We start from the raw sequence: 16,506 nt of genomic DNA, 5'->3' as shown, positions 1-16,506 counted from the left end.
AATGAGAACCTTTTTCCGAGTATGGTCCGCTGAGTGGCTTAAGCTGTCCCGTTCTAGAATATGGCCGCAAATGATGTTGAGTGCTGCCATCGCCTTGCTGCTTGGAATTGTGGAGAAGCAAGAGGGGCCTGATGTCATCGCCTGGCAGCAGCTGCTTGGGACGATGACGATGCTGCATGCTTTGCTTTTTCTTCCCCTGCTGACAGGAATCTTTAGCGCGATGGTATGCCGCTTCGAACATGCGGGCGGGGGCTGGAAGCAGCTGCTCGTGCTGCCGATGTCAAGAGGCATTCTCTATACGGCGAAGTTTGCCGTTGTATGCACGATGATCATGATTGTGCAGCTGCTGTTCATGGCCGCGGTACTGCTAGCGGGGGGGTTCCATGGCTTTGGCTTCGGGCAATTACCTTGGCTAATGCTTGGCAAGAGCCTTCTGTGGGGATTTATTGCGTGCCTGCCGCTGGCAGCCTTGCAGTTAGGCGTGTCTACTGTCTGGAGCAGCTTTGCCGCACCGCTGGCGCTCAACGTGGTCTTCACGATTCCCAATATGCTCATTGTCAATTCAGCTACCTATGGTCCATTCTACCCTTGGGCGCAGCCGCTGCTGGCAATGCTGCCTCGCGGGGAAGCTGATTTTGGGGCATTAAACCTTCCGATTGAAACGATTATGTATGTGATTGCAGGTGGATTTCTTCTGTTCTTCATGGCGGGGTTCGTCTATTTTCAGCGAAAAGAAGTATAAGAGAAGTACGCAAAGCTTGTCCTTTACGAAGGGCAGGCTTTTTTAGATCACTAAAATTTCTAATTGAGACCTGCATTTGCAGCATTTTATGATAACGATTAAACAAGTAAACGAGAGTTCTAGATAGGCTGGCAATCACCTGATACGAAAAAGTTTGTGATGGAATCGTTTGTCTGCATTTTGTCAACATGGTAGGATTAGTTATATTGATAAATTTCCAGAATATGACTATTGCCGATAATAGGGTCGCTGTTTCTAGAAAATGAGAGGTCATCATATGCCAAGAACAATATTGATCGTGGAAGACGAGCATATTTTGCGGGAGATCATGAAGGATTATTTGCTAAATGAAGGATATGAGGTATTGGAGGCAAGCGAAGGGAGGCAAGCCCTGTCACTATTTAATGAGCATGAAGTAGACTTGATTATTCTGGATATCATGCTGCCGGAGCTGGACGGGTGGTCGGTGTGCAAGCGTATTCGTAAGGTGTCGAATGTTCCGATTATCATGTTGACGGCTAGAGCGGATGAAGACGATACACTGCTCGGGTTCGAGCTTGGCGCGGACGACTATGTTACAAAGCCGTACAGCCCGCCTATCTTGCTTGCCCGGGCAAAGCGGCTGCTGGAAAGCCGGCATATCCGTGATCCGAAGAATGACGCCTTATCTGGCGGCGGCATTACGGTTCATCTTCCATCACGATCCGTGACGGTAGGTGGAAGCGCCTGCAGCTTGACGCATACCGAATTTGAAATGTTAGCGTATCTGATCAAAAACAAAGGTCTCATCATCACGAGAGAGCATTTGATTACAAAAATATGGGGCTACGATTTCATCGGGGACGATCGCACGATCAACAGTCATATCCGCAATTTGCGATTCAAGCTGGGGGAATACGCCAAGTGCATTGTTACGGTCGTTCGCTCGGGCTACAAGTTCGAGGAGCAGCCATGAATAAGAGCATTGTGTTCAAGCTATTTCTATTAACAACCGCATTATGTCTGTTTATCCTTGCGCTCGTTTTTGTGGGGCAATCTCTATTTTTTAAACAAGTGTATATACATCAAAAGGTGGCTCGTGTAAAGACTGCCCTTGAAGTCTATGAGCAGGATTATTTGAAGCAGGCCGGGAACGCCCAGTCGATGATCAAACTAGAGCAAGATTTTTATCAAAAACAGGGCACATGGATCGCAGCGCTGGACGATAGGGGCAATCTGCAGTATACCGATGATTTTCAAATGGAGATCTTGCTCGATCGTCCAGGTGGCCGCTCTGGCTTGGGCGGTACCACGCTTACCGTTCCGCTGTACACGATTATGAAGGTTGAGGACTTCAGCAGCGGCAATCCGTTTTTAGTTCCCTGGATTGGAGAAGGAAGACAGATTGCCTTGGAAGGACTAATCATCGATAATCAGCCCGTCGTGCAGCGGCTCGGGCGAAGCATCTCCAATCTGAGGGAGGACAACCGTCTCCAGAACCTTCAAATGGTGAAAAAGGAATATGGAAATTTCCCCTCGTTACTAGAAAAAGGTACGATTACGGCTATTCGGATACCGGATGGAGTAAGAGTGTCACGTTATACCAATCATCTATTTCTGGACCAGATCAAAGCGTTTCAGGCGAATCTATTATACGGTAACGATGACGACGGAGCGAATCTGAGTTCGATCAGCGATTTTGAAGAAAACCATATACAATATAAAATCTTCGTGGAACGCATCAATGATCAGAGCGGGAAAGTCGCCTATCTATTCGCGATGACGTCGCTGCAGCCTGTGAACGAAGCCGCGGAGATGATGCAGGACTATTATGTATATATCATCATTGCTACGCTGCTGCTGGTCTTGTTGGCCTCGTTATATTTCTCCCGCCGGATTGTTCAGCCGCTGCTTCGCATGAACGAAACGACACAAAGAATGGCCAATCTGGATTTTTCCGAGAGCATTCCGGTTACAACCAAGGACGAGATCGGCAATCTGTCTCGTAATATTAATGTGCTGTCTGCGAGGTTGCATTCCCATATCACTCGGCTAGAGGAAGACATTGAGCAGGAAAAGCAGCTTGAGCAAACACGTAAGGAATTCATATCGGGCGTGTCGCATGAATTGAAGACGCCGCTGAGCGTAATTCAAAGTTGTTTGTCCATTCTGAAGGACGGAGTTGCTAGCCATAAGCGAGATTATTATTTTACGGCAATGGAAGATGAAGTGAAGCGAATGGATCTGTTGATCGTGGATATGCTGGAGCTTGCAAAATATGAGTCTGGTACGTACAAGATGGAGATGGAATTCTTTGATATCGCTGATGTCCTAGAGCGAGTAAGCGGGAAGTTCACATCTGTTCTCGCGAGCAAGCAATTGCAGATACATATTCATCTTCAATCAGTTGAAGTGGTAGCCAATCAGCGTCGAATTGAACAGGTAATCGTCAACTTTCTCATGAATGCGATTTGCTATACGCCGGAACGACAGTCTATTGTCGTATCGATGCTGGATGAGGAGGACACGGTGCAAGTCTGCATCGAAAATAAAGGAGTCTATATTTCTGACGAACAGCTGGAGAAGATATGGGACCGCTTCTATCGCGGGGAACCTTCCCGCCAACGGGCTTCCGGTGGAACCGGACTCGGTCTTGCGATATCCAAAAAAATTTTGGAGCTGCACTGCGTGTCATATGGCGTGGCAAATACGCCTGAGGGTGTATTATTCTATTTTCATTTGCATAAAAGACAGTAGAAAGCGCAGAAATTTGGTTCTGTGCTTTTTTCAATTCTCAACATGATGCGACTGAATCCCTGTTTTTGTTCATGTAACATGCAATCTTTATTTCATCTGCATATTAACTTTATCTCTCTCCAATATTCTGTTTATGCAGGAGGGGATGAAAAATGGGAACACGAAAAAGCCTTGTACAAAATACGAAGGAAGGAAGGGGGAGAATAAAGAAGCGCGGCACAATTATCGTTGGTCTCGGCGGCGTTGTTCTACTCGCCTTTTGTCTGTTCTATTTTCCAAGCTTGCTGGAGAAGATGACAGTGAAGGAACCTGGGCAGAACCATCAATCAGCAGCGCCAGCGAAGCAACAGGGGCAGAACCAACTAGAGGCGGCAAATAACAGCGATACACAGGCTCAAAGAAAAATCGTTTATTTAACATTCGATGACGGTCCAAGCGAATTGACGGGGAAGTTTCTAGACGTTTTGGAGCAGCATGACATCAAGGCCACATTTTTTATGCTAGGAACCAATCTGGAAAGCCCAAGCTGGCAAAGCGATGTAAAGCGTGCGGTTCGTGAAGGGCATTATGTCGGTGGTCATAGCATGACACATCAATATAACAAGCTATACGAAGAGAGGCAATTCATTCCTGAGATGAGTGAAACCTTGTCGATTATCCATGACCTTACAGGCGAAAATCCGCGTTTAGTGCGCCCGCCTTTCGGCTCTTCGCCAGGATTGGAAGATACGCAGCTTCGCGATCAAATCGTGGAAGCTGGAATCAACATTTGGGATTGGACGATTGACTCGAATGATTGGGATCTGAAGGATCGCCCAGAGCAGATTGTCGAGAATATTAAAATCGCAACGAAGAATGATCTGGAAGTCGTGCTCATGCATGAGACGCAACAAACCCTGCAAGCTCTCCCGGAGATCATTGCCTTTTATCAACAAGAAGGATACAGCTTTGGTGTGTACGATGATACCAAACACTTTCAGCTGAATTTTCTGCAGGATCATCGCTTGTAATGGGAACGTAGAGAACCGTTCGTTGATATGGCGAGCTTTTATTGTCCTTGCATATTCATAAGCGTTACGGAGCCCTGATATAAAGTATGAAGGCGCGGTCTAATAATAAACGATCTTATTTTGAGTTCATGAAAATAAGGTCGTTTTTTTGTGATTAATGATATGTATCGAGGAAATGTAGACGCTTAGCACGATCGTGCGATAGTTCGAGCAGCATACAAGAGATGTTATCCAAGCATAGCTTATTGTTATGAACCAGCGCTTCCTTATACAAGATTCATCTCAATTGGAAAATGCTGAAACAAATATTTTGATTATGCGTCTAACTATAAAAGAGACAATTGAAGAACAACTAATGGAAAGAAGGATTGGAGGAATGAATTGGATAACAAGATGGGCATGGAGAAAAGTGTTGTCAGCGATCCTATTGACTTGCTGCTTATTTCTTATTGTGAAGCAGCCTGTGCTAGAAAGCTCTCAAGCAGAAGCAAGCTACAGCGAGCTGACAACGGCAAAGATTACTAATTCAGACAAGTTCAGCGTTCAAATAGAGGACAAGGTCGTCACGGCACAAATATATATCCATAAGGGAAGCGTGTACCTTCCTCTTCGAGCCGTTGCGAATGCCTTTGGATACAAGCTGTCATATTCCAAGTTGGATGAGTTAGAGATGTTTCACCATGTTGAGATTACAGGCGCGAGCAAGGAAGTTGCAGTCTGGGGCAATCAAAGACGGGGGTACTCCATTATACAGCGTATGGCAGCAGAGCCTAGCCCAGATGATCGTGCTATTTACCGCCCTGCGAGAACATGCAAGCCGGAGACCGACAACTGCAGCGTCTTGCCTGATCAGTATGAGGGTCCGCTCGTGATAGACCATACGCTGTATGTACCTGTTCGACAAGTGGCAGAAGCCTTGAATGCCAAGCTTGAGATTGTGAAGAACAATGATCGCAGTGTGATACATTTATACAAGAGAGGCTAACAAGTCATAGCTGTCTTAAGGCTCAGTTCGGCGTCGCAGCGACTTGATCTCTTCCTTTAGCAGTTCTTGTTCATGCTGAAGCTCTTCAAGGAATTGAAGGATGAAGCTGCTGCAAGCTGCAAGGCATAGGCCTGCAATGATGAGGCCGATACTGTAGTCCTCTCCAGCAGAGATGATCGTGATGAAGCCTTTAAGCCCGCCATATATGAGCAGGATATAACCGATGTACTTCATGACGATGAGCCGGCGCTTGAATTTTTGATACGGCATAGCACTCACTCCCTTGTTGTTATGGAACAGCTCTATTTAAGGCATTGGTATCAAAATGATATGAATCTAGTAACCTAGCTTCTATCCTATTATTGTAATACTATAGAATATATTAACATTATTTAGGTTGCTGTAGATGGATGATTTTAGTGATGAACCTTCTCTACGGACTTCATACGGAGATGTAAGCTCTCGAAAAATCATCCTATTCTTGTCACAAAGGAGAATGGCAAACGATGAATGCCGCATATGACAAGCTTCGCAAGATCGCGTTAACGGGGAATAGGAGAGCGGATATTGTAAGCTTCTTACAGGCTAATGGCAAGGAAGAAACAGCCGAGCATTGTGCGCGAGTAGGGCAAGAGGCTAGAGCACTATCCATCAGAGCAGGTGCTGATCCTGAGCAGGCTGAGCTTGCAGGTTATCTGCATGATGTGAGCGCAGTATTTCCAAATGAGGTTCGTATCGAAATGGCACGCTCATTAGGCATTGAGGTGCTGCCAGAAGAAGAGTCCTTCCCTATGATTATTCATCAGAAGCTATCGCGTGCTATGGGAGAGGATTTGTTTCGGATTCATGATCCCGCCATTTTAAGTGCAGTTGAATGCCATACAACGTTGAAACAGCAATCCTCCTTGCTTGATCAGGTTGTATTCGTCGCAGACAAAATCGCGTGGGATCAGGCAGGAACGCCTCCTTACTTGCATGAGCTAAAGCTTGCGCTCGATCAATCAATCACCCATGCGGCTTATGTGTATATTGATGATCTTTGGCAGAAGAAAGAGCAGCTGCGAGTTATTCACCCATGGTTAAGAGAGGCGCATGAACAATTAAAGGCTCAATTGAATAGGTAGGATGAGAACCCACATGGCTCGGGTGTAATCGAGCGCAGGCTTTTAATTTTTCACATCTTTCATTTACATAGAGAATGGAATGGCGCAGAAGACTTTCTTTTGAAAGTCTTCTTTTTTCATAATCGAGTTTATAAATGCTGTCATAACCGGAACAAGCTTGCTATGCGGCGATACAACCTATCTTAAGATACAGTTGCTCATCTTAGAAGGGACTCGGTAGAGTTTTTTATGAGAAGCACATGACAAAGATCACAAACAAATGAGGTAACTTATGGTTGACAACTCCGTTGAAAATGATTATCATTCTAAATGCAATCAACAATGAGAACCATTATCAATAAAAGGTTGATGAGCGATATGACATTCATGTGAGAGGGAGAATCATGATGATGCACAAGTTTCACCGGTCAAAAATAGTCGTAATGCTGGTCCTGCTTCTTGTACTGGCAGCTTGCAGTCAGCAAGGAGCAAGCAGCAACGGAGAAGCCAAATCCAACGATGCACCTGCAGCTTCACAAACGGATTCTGCTTCTCAAGAAGTGCGCAAAATCAAGCACGTGCTAGGCGAGACAGAACTTAAAGGGACTCCGCAGAGAGTCGTTGTCTTAGAATGGACGTATGCAGAAGATGTACTTGCTCTTGGTGTTCAGCCAGTGGGCATTGCCGATATTAAAGGAATGAACCAATGGGTTCGCCTTCCTGTAGACATTAGCAAGGACGTTGTAGACGTAGGGGATCGCAGCACTCCGAATATGGAGACGATCGCAGCCCTGAAGCCCGATCTCATTATTGGGCTCAAATACAATCTGGAGAAGAACTATGAGGCATTCAGCAAGATCGCGCCTACCTTGGTTTTTGACCCGTATCCTGTCGATGAGTCCTTCGATCAGTATCAAGAGATGACCGCAACCTTCAATACGATCGCGGATGCACTAGGCAAGCAAAAAGAAGCTGAAGCTGTGCTGCAGGATCTTGATCAAGCCTACGCAAAGGCGAAAGAAAAGATCCAGGCTGCTGGCTTGGATAAAACGCCAATCGTGCTGGCGATGGGCTACAGCAACCAGAATGCGGCCGTGTTCCGTGTATCCACAGACAATGCCTTGGCGATCAAGATTCTTGAGCATATTGGCCTAACGAATAAATACAAACCGAGCAAATTCGAGCAGTATGGCTTCACGACTACTGATGTGGAGGCTTTCCCTGCACTGCAGGATGCGAACTTCCTTCACATTATTCAAGATGATGATAATGTCATCGAGAATCAGTTGAAAAATAATCCGGTTTGGAACGGCCTTAGCTTTGTAAAAGAAAATCGTGTTTATGCCCTTGGCGGCGACATGTGGCCTTACGGCGGGCCGCTATCCGCGAAGATAATGGCAGAGACAACTGCTGAGCTGTTGACGAAAAAATGAAGCTAGCCCCTGAAGGCGCTGCTTCCACCAGCATCCATCCAGCCCATACCTTGAAGAAGGGTAAGGGCTGGAGGCCGTTATGGATGCTTGTGGCCGGTCTTGTCGCCTTGGCTCTTCTTGCCTTTTTAAGCTTAACGCAAGGCCTTGCAGATATTACGGTACATACCGTCATTCAATCGCTCATCCATCCGCAGGATTTGCCGGATCATCAGATGATCCGTGCGGTGAGGCTGCCGCGAACGGTCATGGGGCTGCTCTCTGGCGCCGCACTGGCCATCTCTGGCGCACTGATGCAGACCGTCACCCGCAATCCGCTCGCATCTGAGACGACGCTTGGCGTCAACGCAGGCGCTTATCTTGCCGTCGTTGCCGGAACGATATTCTGGCCCGCGCTGTTGCATCAATTTGCGTTTCCTTTTGCGGTATTCGGCGGCACGCTGGCCGCGATTATGGTATTCGTCCTTGGAGGAGGGCGCAAGTCTTCGCCGATTCGAATTGCGTTGTCAGGAATGATTGTGACGTTGGTGCTGTCCTCGATAACCAGTGCATTCATGCTGCTGAATCAACAAGCTACAAAGGGGCTGTTCTTATGGGGCTCCGGCTCTCTGATTCAGAATGATTGGGATGGTGTCCAATTCACATGGCCGTGGATACTGGGCGGCACGCTTGTCATCATTCTGATGGCAAGACAGCTGGATCTGCTTACGTTAAGTGAAGAGACGGCCAAATCCTTGGGGCAGCGGGTCATAAGAACCCAAGCTCTGGCGATGATCGGCGCTATAATCCTTGCTTGTGTTAGTGTTAGTGTTGTGGGGCCGATTGGGTTTGTTGGCTTGATTGCACCACATCTTGTCCGTTTGTCAGGCGTGAAAAAGCATGCATGGCTGATTCCCATTTGTGCGATATGGGGCGCGGCAGTACTAGTTGGAGCAGATACGATATCACGCACCATCGTCGATGCCTATGGCGAGCTGCCAGCTGGAGCCATAACGGCTGCAATCGGGGCACCGTGGCTGATCTGGCTTGCAGTGCGTACTTCTGGCAAAGGGGGAAGCGTGCAGCGTTCTAGCGATGCCATGACGATTGGAGGGCTGTCGAAGCGGATCCCATTCAGCGTCTATGTATGGGGACTTAGCCTATTGCTCATCGTCGTATGGGGGCTCAGCTTGACAAGCGGCGCGATGCGGATTCCGCTGGCGGATGTGCTGGCTGTCATTACGGGGGGCGGCAACGAACTGAATCAGCAGATTCTGCTTGACTTCCGACTGCCGAGGCTGCTGACAGCAGGATTTGCCGGCATAGCCATCGCAGCAAGCGGCAGCCTGCTGCAAAGCGCTATTCGCAATCCGCTCGGTGATCCTCAGATCGTAGGGGTGACGAGTGGGGCTGGAGCAGGCGCCTTGCTGATCATGATCGCATTTCCAGCACTGCCGATCACTTGGATGCCTGTAGGGGCGATGGCTGGCGGATTGGCAGCTGCCGCCATCGTCTATGCCGTGTCCTGGCGGAGCGGGCTTCAGCCGACAACGCTTACGCTAGTGGGCATCGCTGTATCAGCGGCAGGCTCCGCCATGATCAATATCCTCATAGTCAAAGCAGACCTTAAAGCTGCCCCTGCCCTTGCATGGATGGCTGGAAGCATCTACGGCAGAGAATGGGGAGAAGTGCTCCAGCTGCTGGTGACGATCCTTCTCTTGCTTCCGCTTGCCTGGTGGCTTGGCCGCAAGGCCGATCTGCTTTCCTTCAGCGATGAGGTGGCAAGCGGTGTTGGCCTATCGGTGCGCCGCACCAGATTGTTCGTTGCCGTGCTGGCCGTCATCTTGTCCTCGGTGGCTGCAGCAAGCGTAGGCGTGATTGGCTTTATTGGCTTATTAGCCCCGCATGCAGCACGAATGCTTACAGGTCATGAGCATCGCAAGTCCTTTGTGATCTCCTGTCTGCTTGGAGGGCTGCTGCTGGCTATTGCGGATTGGATCGGAAGAATCGTTATCATTCCAAATGAGCTCCCAGCAGGCATCGTTGCAGCCTTAATCGGGACGCCTTATCTTGTGTTCTTAATGTATCGGACATCAAGATCCAAGGTCTCATAACAACAAAAGCCTTCTGTCTTGCCATGATGAGGTCAAGTCATCTCATCGCAAGACGGAAGGCTTTTTGCGTGCTTCGATTCACGGAAGGGAGTTATACACGCGCATACTGACGCAGGTTCATTAGCTAAGATCTCGCGCAAGCCGCTTCGCAAAAGTGGAGCGCCAGCTCTCCGACAAGGCAGGGTGCTGGATGAACGCCTCCAGTCCCTCGCGCCCGTGAAGCTTCTGATGCATCACTTCATTGGCTCGTGTGATGCTTAGCGCTGCTGGATCGGCAGTGATTCGCTTCATCAGCTGCGCAGGCTGCACCTTCCCCGGTGTGAGCACTCTCAAGTAGTAACCGGTATATCCTGTCTCCTGCATCCACAGCGGCAGCTCAGGCAGCTGATAGCGAGCAGACAGCTTGAAGCAGGGCTGCCTAGGCTGTGTCACCTGAACGATTGCTCCGCCAAGCTCGAAGATATCTCCGATGTGAATGTCCTCCTCTAGGAGGCCCTGAGTCGTAAGATTCTCTCCAAAGCCCGCTTGAGGAAGCTCACGGTTGAAGCGCTTGCTCCAATAGTCGTAATGTTCGATGCAATAGACACAGACGGCTTTGTCCGGTCCACCGTGGTGCTTCGTATCGGCTTGTCCGTCTCCTTCAAATCCTAGCGTGTCAAGCCATAATTCATGGGACACCGCTTGCTTCAGCATGCCGGAGAGGATGGGCTTGCCGTTATGAATCAGGGATTCCGCCGGTGTGCCGACGCTTAATGCAACGAGTTGAGCTTGCATGTAAGACCTCCTTTTGTTGTTCAGCGCGGGTTGCACTTTTCCCATTCGCAAAAGAATGATATAAATGAGTTAAGTATAGTGCATCATGATGCAAAAGGACAGTGAGGAGGATCAACTTGTCAGCTCCAAAAATGCCATCAAGACAACAGAAGCCATCGGAGGATGTGATCTTCTATCGTGCTGAGGACGAGATTGGCTCATCGCTGCCCTTTAAGGTGTATCGCTGGGATACCGCAGGGGGAAGCACACGCGATCATAAGCATGATTATATTCAGCTCTGGTATGTGGTAAAGGGGGAGCTGATTCATCGCATCAACGGCCAGACGTATCGGATGTTGAAGGGCAATGTGTTCGTCGCTCCTCCGCATATGGTTCATCGGGTGGATATGATGCCTGGTCAGGATATCGATATCATCGGCTGTGAGTTTCTTCCTCAGTTTGTAGACGAACAATTTGGGACGAGAAGCGAGTCGCAGAGCAGTGTAGATGACGGCTACTTGGCGCCGTTTCTTCAAGAGCAAGAGGAGTTGGGTTCGACTAAGGTTGCATTATCGGGAGAGACGGAGCTCGAAGTGCTGAAGCTCTTAGAAGAACTACTGGATGAATTTCAGCTGGGCAAGCGGCACTGTGAGCTGATTCTGAAGGCGAATCTGTTGAAGATCATGGCGGTTCTCGTTCGAGAGAAGCAAAAGCAGTCTGGGCAAACGAACGAAGAAGATGAAAGACTAGAGAAGTTCCGTGATCTGATGATGAGCGCGATCGCATTCATCAATGAGCATTATCACGAGGAGCTTCGTCTGGAGCGTCTGTGCAGGAAGTTCAGTATATCCAAAACGTACTTTTGCGCACTGTTCAAACGCTTCACAGGCAAGACCTACAATGACTATCTAATCGACCTTCGTGTTCATAAGGCGGCTACGCTTCTAATGGGAACGGACATGTCCATTACGGATATATGCTTTGCTGTCGGCTTCAACGACGTTCCTTACTTTTCGAGAGTGTTTAAGCGGCAGACCGGTGTGACCCCTTCTCATTTTAAAAAGAATGCAACAAGCATGTAACGCTGTTTCCTATGACATCCATCATAGGGAGTTGTGGGCAGGATAGGATAAGATGACCAAGTGCGCTTTTAATGATTAGAAGTCCACTTGTCTATTTGTAAAATGAAGACTCTACTCGTTCAAAGTGCTGGGTAACAGCAGGCTGAGCGACAGGGTCTTTTTTTGTGGAAAACGGTGGGAATCTTTTGAAAAAACAGAGAAAGGTATAGGAACGACATGGTCCTACACTTATAATAGGTATATGTGCATATGAACATTATTGAATCAAAATAGGAGATCAGACGTATTGAATCGATATAGATCTCGTGCATAGCAGTCATTCGAGGGGAGAGGAGAATGCGGAATGGCTATTATTGAAGTTATCAAATATGATGGGTCGCCAGACGTATTTGCTTGGAGATATCCGAATCAAGAGCTGGCCACGTGGACCCAGCTTATCGTCAATGAGTCCCAGGAGGCGATCCTGTTCAAGGGGGGACAGGCATTAGACCGCTTTGGGGCGGGAAGGCATACGCTAAGCACACAGAATATACCGCTGCTGCAATCGGTTATCAATATCCCGTTCGGGAATAAGTCGCCGTTCTCAGCTGAGGTGTGGTATATCAACAAAGTGAGCTCGCTCAATATCAAATGGGGGACGCCTTCGCCAATTACGCTGCAGGACCCCAAATACAATATTATGATTCCGGTGCGCTCTTATGGACAATTCGGCATTCAAATCGAGGATACGAGAAAATTTTTGATTAAGCTGAACGGGACGCTGCCTGTCTTTGATAAAAATACGCTTACGACGTATTTCCGCGGCGTGCTGATGATGAATATTCATGAGTTGATTACGACTTATATTACGCAGAAAAAGGTAAGCATTCTGGAGATCAACGCCTATATCGGCGAGATCTCGAAGCATATTACAGAACGGCTTGCTCCGATCTTTGCCGAGTACGGCATTCAACTGCTCAACTTTTATGTGGAGTCCGTCAATACGCCGAATGAAGATGCAGCGACCAAGCGATTGAGAGAGGCCTTGTCGAAGCGAGCTGAGATGGATATTCTCGGCTATAACTATCAGCAGGAACGCTCCTTCGACACCTTGGACAGCGCTGCCAAGAATAGGGGCGGAGGCGGCAGCGATATGATGAATGCGGGCATGGGACTTGGCATGGGTACAAGCCTTGGCGTCGGATTCGGCCAATCGATGTCGAATATGTTCCAGCATGCCTTCCCTAATACAAATACAAGGGGAGTGAGTAACGGCCACAACTATTCCCACACGAGCTCAGAGTCCTATACGAACTGTCCCAAGTGCGGTTCGATGAATAATGTGAACGTGCCCTTCTGCGCTGGCTGCGGCTTGCAACTGAAGCAGGCCCCTGTGGCGGGTGCCACGCCCGGACCGATGTCAACATGCAGCAAATGCCGCAATGCGATTCCTGCAGGAGCCAAGTTCTGCCCGCATTGTGGAGACGAATATATCCCTTGTCCGACATGTGGGGCAGATAATCCTAAGGATGCGCTGCAATGTGTAAGCTGCAGCGCTCAGCTTGCCTCCGAGGCTTCAGTCTGCCGGACCTGTCAGGCCTCGCTTGCACCTGGTGCCAAGTTCTGCATGAATTGCGGCACAAGCACACAGCTTACTTGTCCAAAGTGCTCCACAACCGTACAGCCAGGGCAGAAGTTCTGCTTTGAATGCGGCCAGTCTTTGACGACCTAAGGAGGAAGCTATGGGAAACGTCCGATTGAATCTTAAAATATCTACAATGTTGTATGGCCTGTCCTTGGTGCTTACGCTGCTTATGATGCTGTGGACAAGAGGGATATTCCCTGAGGGACATTGGCTTGTCAGTCTGCTGTTCTTAGTGGTAGGCGAGACGGGAATCTACTTGGCGACCTTATATTACAGCATGAATAAGAAGAAGGTGCTTAAGCAGCTACCAAGCCAGAGCGTATTTGCTACAGTTAGTATCCTTTACTTTATGGCCGTGGTTGGATTGATCCTCGTGGTCAGCCTGGTGTTTCGCGCATCAACAAGCAATTATCTATACAGCCATCTGGCTGTGCTGCTCCTTGCCGCCATCGTATGGACAATCGGCTATTGGTTCTCCAAATATGCGGGCCAGCAGGAAGAAGAGGCTTCCTCGCAGAGAAGAGTGCTGCAGCGCATGGACATTAAGCTGGCCGTGCTTCAGCAGCAGATGGCTAGAGCAGCAGATGAGGAAGCGGATTTGCTGGCGAGAGAGATAAGCCGCCTGCAGGAGAAGGTCAAATATAGTGATCCGATTGTAGCTGAGGATTTGTATAACACGGATTATTTGATCATGGAGCAGCTGCAAGAGCTGGAGCAATGCATAGCCAAGTTCCTTCAAGCACCTCGAGCTAGCGATGCCTCTCAGATACGGCATGTCATCGGAGCGATCGAAGATGAGCTTGAGCTGCGGAACCGCAGCAACATCCAGATCCATTAAGAGATAAGAAAGGGTTGAATCATGAATACAAGCGGACAACAGGCCGTGCTTCGCCAAGATCAGCGGCAGGCGCTGGAGGACGCAGGAATTAAGCCCGCAATCAAAGGCTGGGTGATCCTGCTTGGCATGGCTGTTTTTTTTCCTATTGGTTTTTTACTTTTGTTTATTCGATCGTTTAAGCATTGGAGCAAGCGATTCTGGCATGCGTACGACCTGCGGCTTGCAGGACATAGCTTCGTAATTATTGCCTTAGTATTAATACAGATCGCAACGATCGGATCATCTAATCATCAAGGAGATCCAGATGTTACGACGAGTTTTATTACAACGATTTCTATTGTCTTTGCCATCCCAGCACTGATTTGCTATTTTGTCGCGAGCGGGAAGAAGAAGCTTGTTCAGAAGGACTACCTTGCTTATGGCCATCTTGCTAGCGATAAGCGTGTCGTCACCTTAGCTGAGCTTGCGCTCTTCAGCCAGCGAAGAGAGAAGGAAGTCATAGAAGATATGAAGTATTTGTCGGCTATCGGCTATTTCCCTCATCACACATGGGATGCTGCAACCGGGAGGCTTGTAGGGAAGGACAGCTTCCGATCTTCATCGGACATGCGGTCCTCTTATGAGGCATCACAAGAAAGCGCAGCAGCCAAGGCTCAGAGCAGCAGTCAAGGAGCTGCCAAGTCAATGGAATGCCCAGGATGCGGGGCATCTGTCCTGCTTGCGGTTGGCGAGAAGCAGGAGTGTGAGTTCTGCGGCAGTCTTGTGACGTATTCATAGACTTGTGTCAGCAGCATGTAGTCATCGTGAATGAAGAGGAGAGAGCTTTGACTATGGATTACCAATCTAACGTTGCGTTGGATCGTTCTAATCAATGGCGAAAGGGCCAGAGCGAGTTTACAACTCCCGTGATATCGAGTGCGGCTCTGATTATATTTGCTGTTTTGTTTTTTCCAATCAGCTACATATTGTGGGTAGTTCGATTGGTGAAGCATCGGGACAGAAGCTACATGCGAGTCCGTGATGTGCGTTTGGGAGGACATATCCTGCTTATAAGCGGACTGATTTTAATTTTCGCTTATATGGGTACTACGATGGACCCCGAAAGTAATACTTCATATGGAGTGATGGGGATAATCGCGATTATTGCATCCGTAGGCATGCGCTTGCTCTCCAAGAAGATGCAGCACAAGCTTGATGCTAGCTATCAGATCATAGATGAGCAGGTCAGTCGTCAAGGAATGCGTCAGGTGGCACAATTGGCCCAGGCGACAGGAAGACCCGTTCATCAGGTCAAAGAAGACGTAAAGTATTTAACCTCACTGGGGCTCTTTTCGGGGCTTGTTCTCGATACGTCCACGTGGACGCTTACGGAGTTTTCTAGACAGAGAAGCACGGGACCTTCTGTACAATCCTCTCCTGCTGCGGCCAGCACTGCTGCTGCAAATGGAGGGAACCGTTACACGACGAGCTATACGACGACTACCTATTCGGGTCCTTTGGAATTCTCCCAAGAGGAATTGGAAGAGATCGGAGAACGAACAAAAGAGCTCGTGGACTCCATTTTCAATTCAGGAAATCAAGCAGGAGCCAAGCACGGGGCCTCTAGCAGCGGATCACAGGCCAAGGCTAAGGCTGCATCCGAACCGCCGAAGCCTGCGGTCAAATACTGCCCGGGCTGTGGGGCTGCCATTAAGATTGCCCCTGGCGAAACCAAGTCCTGTGATTTTTGCGGCAATGTCGTGAGCTACCAGTAGTATAGGCAGCACATACGCAGCTTCAAGTTAAGTACAAAAAAAGCATTCTGCAAGCTAGAGACCTAGATCTTAAGGTCCTCAAACTTGCTGAATGCTTTTTTTATTTTTTATTTTGAAAAAATACAAAGTGTGCACGGGGTTCAAAATGAACAAAAGAAACGCTTTTAATAGGAAATAATAGTAGTTCAACTCCATGATTATCCAACCGCTGGTAAATTACACTTTAGTTAATTTCATAGTGGAACTAAGTATTTAAGTTAAGAATCGCCTGTGAAAAATAATGGTTTACAAATATTTGACAGGGGCATATAATCAGAGTCATTAAATTCCAACTTATTTAATTGGAATAGTAGCAA

The 16,506-nt window shown here is 48.2% G+C and carries 15 protein-coding genes; 13 read left to right on the top strand and 2 right to left on the bottom strand.

Annotated elements, in window-relative coordinates; all coding sequences use genetic code 11:
- The first annotated feature begins 1 nt into the window (after position 1).
- From B9Y93_RS09215 to B9Y93_RS09195, 5 genes are all read left to right on the top strand, one after another.
- Positions 2 to 742 (top strand): ABC transporter permease, encoded by a 741-nt coding sequence (locus B9Y93_RS09215; protein ID WP_085494134.1) that lies wholly within the window; start codon positions 2 to 4, stop codon positions 740 to 742.
- Positions 743 to 1,019: 277 nt separating this feature from the next.
- Complete coding sequence (locus B9Y93_RS09210) at positions 1,020 to 1,697, top strand: response regulator transcription factor (protein WP_085494133.1); 678 nt, start codon at positions 1,020 to 1,022, stop codon at positions 1,695 to 1,697.
- Complete coding sequence (locus B9Y93_RS09205) at positions 1,694 to 3,478, top strand: sensor histidine kinase (RefSeq protein WP_085494132.1); 1,785 nt, start codon at positions 1,694 to 1,696, stop codon at positions 3,476 to 3,478. Before B9Y93_RS09210 ends, B9Y93_RS09205 begins: the two co-directional genes overlap by 4 nt.
- 152 nt (positions 3,479 to 3,630) lie before the next feature.
- Positions 3,631 to 4,488 (top strand): polysaccharide deacetylase family protein, encoded by an 858-nt coding sequence (locus B9Y93_RS09200; protein WP_085494131.1) that lies wholly within the window; start codon positions 3,631 to 3,633, stop codon positions 4,486 to 4,488.
- 376 nt (positions 4,489 to 4,864) lie between these two features.
- Entirely contained in the window at positions 4,865 to 5,473 is a 609-nt protein-coding gene (locus B9Y93_RS09195; RefSeq protein WP_085494130.1) for a stalk domain-containing protein, read from the top strand.
- A 15-nt stretch (positions 5,474 to 5,488) separates the two neighbouring features.
- Here the strand turns inward: B9Y93_RS09195 and B9Y93_RS09190 are convergent, their stop codons facing one another.
- Entirely contained in the window at positions 5,489 to 5,743 is a 255-nt protein-coding gene (locus B9Y93_RS09190; RefSeq protein WP_085494129.1) for a hypothetical protein, read from the bottom strand.
- 236 nt (positions 5,744 to 5,979) lie between these two features.
- On the opposite strand from B9Y93_RS09190, the gene yqeK reads away from it, so the two are divergent.
- The 3 genes from yqeK (at position 5,980) to fhuB (ending at position 10,099) form a co-directional block, all read left to right on the top strand.
- Positions 5,980 to 6,597 carry a bis(5'-nucleosyl)-tetraphosphatase (symmetrical) YqeK gene (gene yqeK / locus B9Y93_RS09185; RefSeq protein WP_085494128.1) on the top strand — a complete coding sequence of 206 codons (618 nt, stop codon included), beginning with the start codon at positions 5,980 to 5,982 and terminating at the stop codon, positions 6,595 to 6,597.
- A gap of 383 nt (positions 6,598 to 6,980) precedes the next feature.
- On the top strand, positions 6,981 to 8,009 hold the full coding sequence (locus B9Y93_RS09180) for an ABC transporter substrate-binding protein (RefSeq protein WP_244903346.1): 1,029 nt from the start codon (positions 6,981 to 6,983) through the stop codon (positions 8,007 to 8,009).
- Positions 8,006 to 10,099 (top strand): Fe(3+)-hydroxamate ABC transporter permease FhuB, encoded by a 2,094-nt coding sequence (gene fhuB, locus B9Y93_RS09175; protein WP_085494127.1) that lies wholly within the window; start codon positions 8,006 to 8,008, stop codon positions 10,097 to 10,099. The genes B9Y93_RS09180 and fhuB overlap by 4 nt, the downstream gene beginning before the upstream one ends.
- Before the next feature lie 120 nt (positions 10,100 to 10,219).
- On the opposite strand, the gene B9Y93_RS09170 is transcribed toward fhuB, so the two are convergent.
- Positions 10,220 to 10,873 (bottom strand): MOSC domain-containing protein, encoded by a 654-nt coding sequence (locus B9Y93_RS09170; protein ID WP_085494126.1) that lies wholly within the window; start codon positions 10,871 to 10,873, stop codon positions 10,220 to 10,222.
- A 116-nt stretch (positions 10,874 to 10,989) separates the two neighbouring features.
- Here B9Y93_RS09170 and B9Y93_RS09165 point away from each other — a divergent pair, with 116 nt between their 5' ends.
- From B9Y93_RS09165 to B9Y93_RS09145, 5 genes are all read left to right on the top strand, one after another.
- Positions 10,990 to 11,934, top strand: a complete 945-nt coding sequence (locus tag B9Y93_RS09165) for an AraC family transcriptional regulator (protein WP_244903344.1) — start codon at positions 10,990 to 10,992, stop codon at positions 11,932 to 11,934.
- A gap of 343 nt (positions 11,935 to 12,277) precedes the next feature.
- Positions 12,278 to 13,645, top strand: a complete 1,368-nt coding sequence (locus B9Y93_RS09160) for an SPFH domain-containing protein (protein ID WP_085494125.1) — start codon at positions 12,278 to 12,280, stop codon at positions 13,643 to 13,645.
- 10 nt (positions 13,646 to 13,655) lie between these two features.
- Positions 13,656 to 14,396, top strand: coding sequence for a hypothetical protein (locus B9Y93_RS09155; RefSeq protein ID WP_085494124.1), 741 nt, complete (start codon positions 13,656 to 13,658; stop codon positions 14,394 to 14,396).
- A 21-nt stretch (positions 14,397 to 14,417) separates the two neighbouring features.
- The gene (locus B9Y93_RS09150; RefSeq protein WP_085494123.1) at positions 14,418 to 15,173 is read left to right on the top strand and encodes a hypothetical protein; all 756 of its coding nucleotides are present in this window, start codon (positions 14,418 to 14,420) and stop codon (positions 15,171 to 15,173) included.
- A 53-nt stretch (positions 15,174 to 15,226) separates the two neighbouring features.
- Positions 15,227 to 16,150, top strand: a complete 924-nt coding sequence (locus B9Y93_RS09145; protein ID WP_085494122.1) for a hypothetical protein — start codon at positions 15,227 to 15,229, stop codon at positions 16,148 to 16,150.
- The last annotated feature ends 356 nt before the right edge of the window (positions 16,151 to 16,506 follow it).

This window comes from Paenibacillus aquistagni (assembly GCF_900177815.1).
In the GTDB taxonomy this organism is placed as follows: domain Bacteria; phylum Bacillota; class Bacilli; order Paenibacillales; family Paenibacillaceae; genus Paenibacillus_B; species Paenibacillus_B aquistagni.
This window is presented reverse-complemented; position numbering and strand designations above follow the sequence as displayed.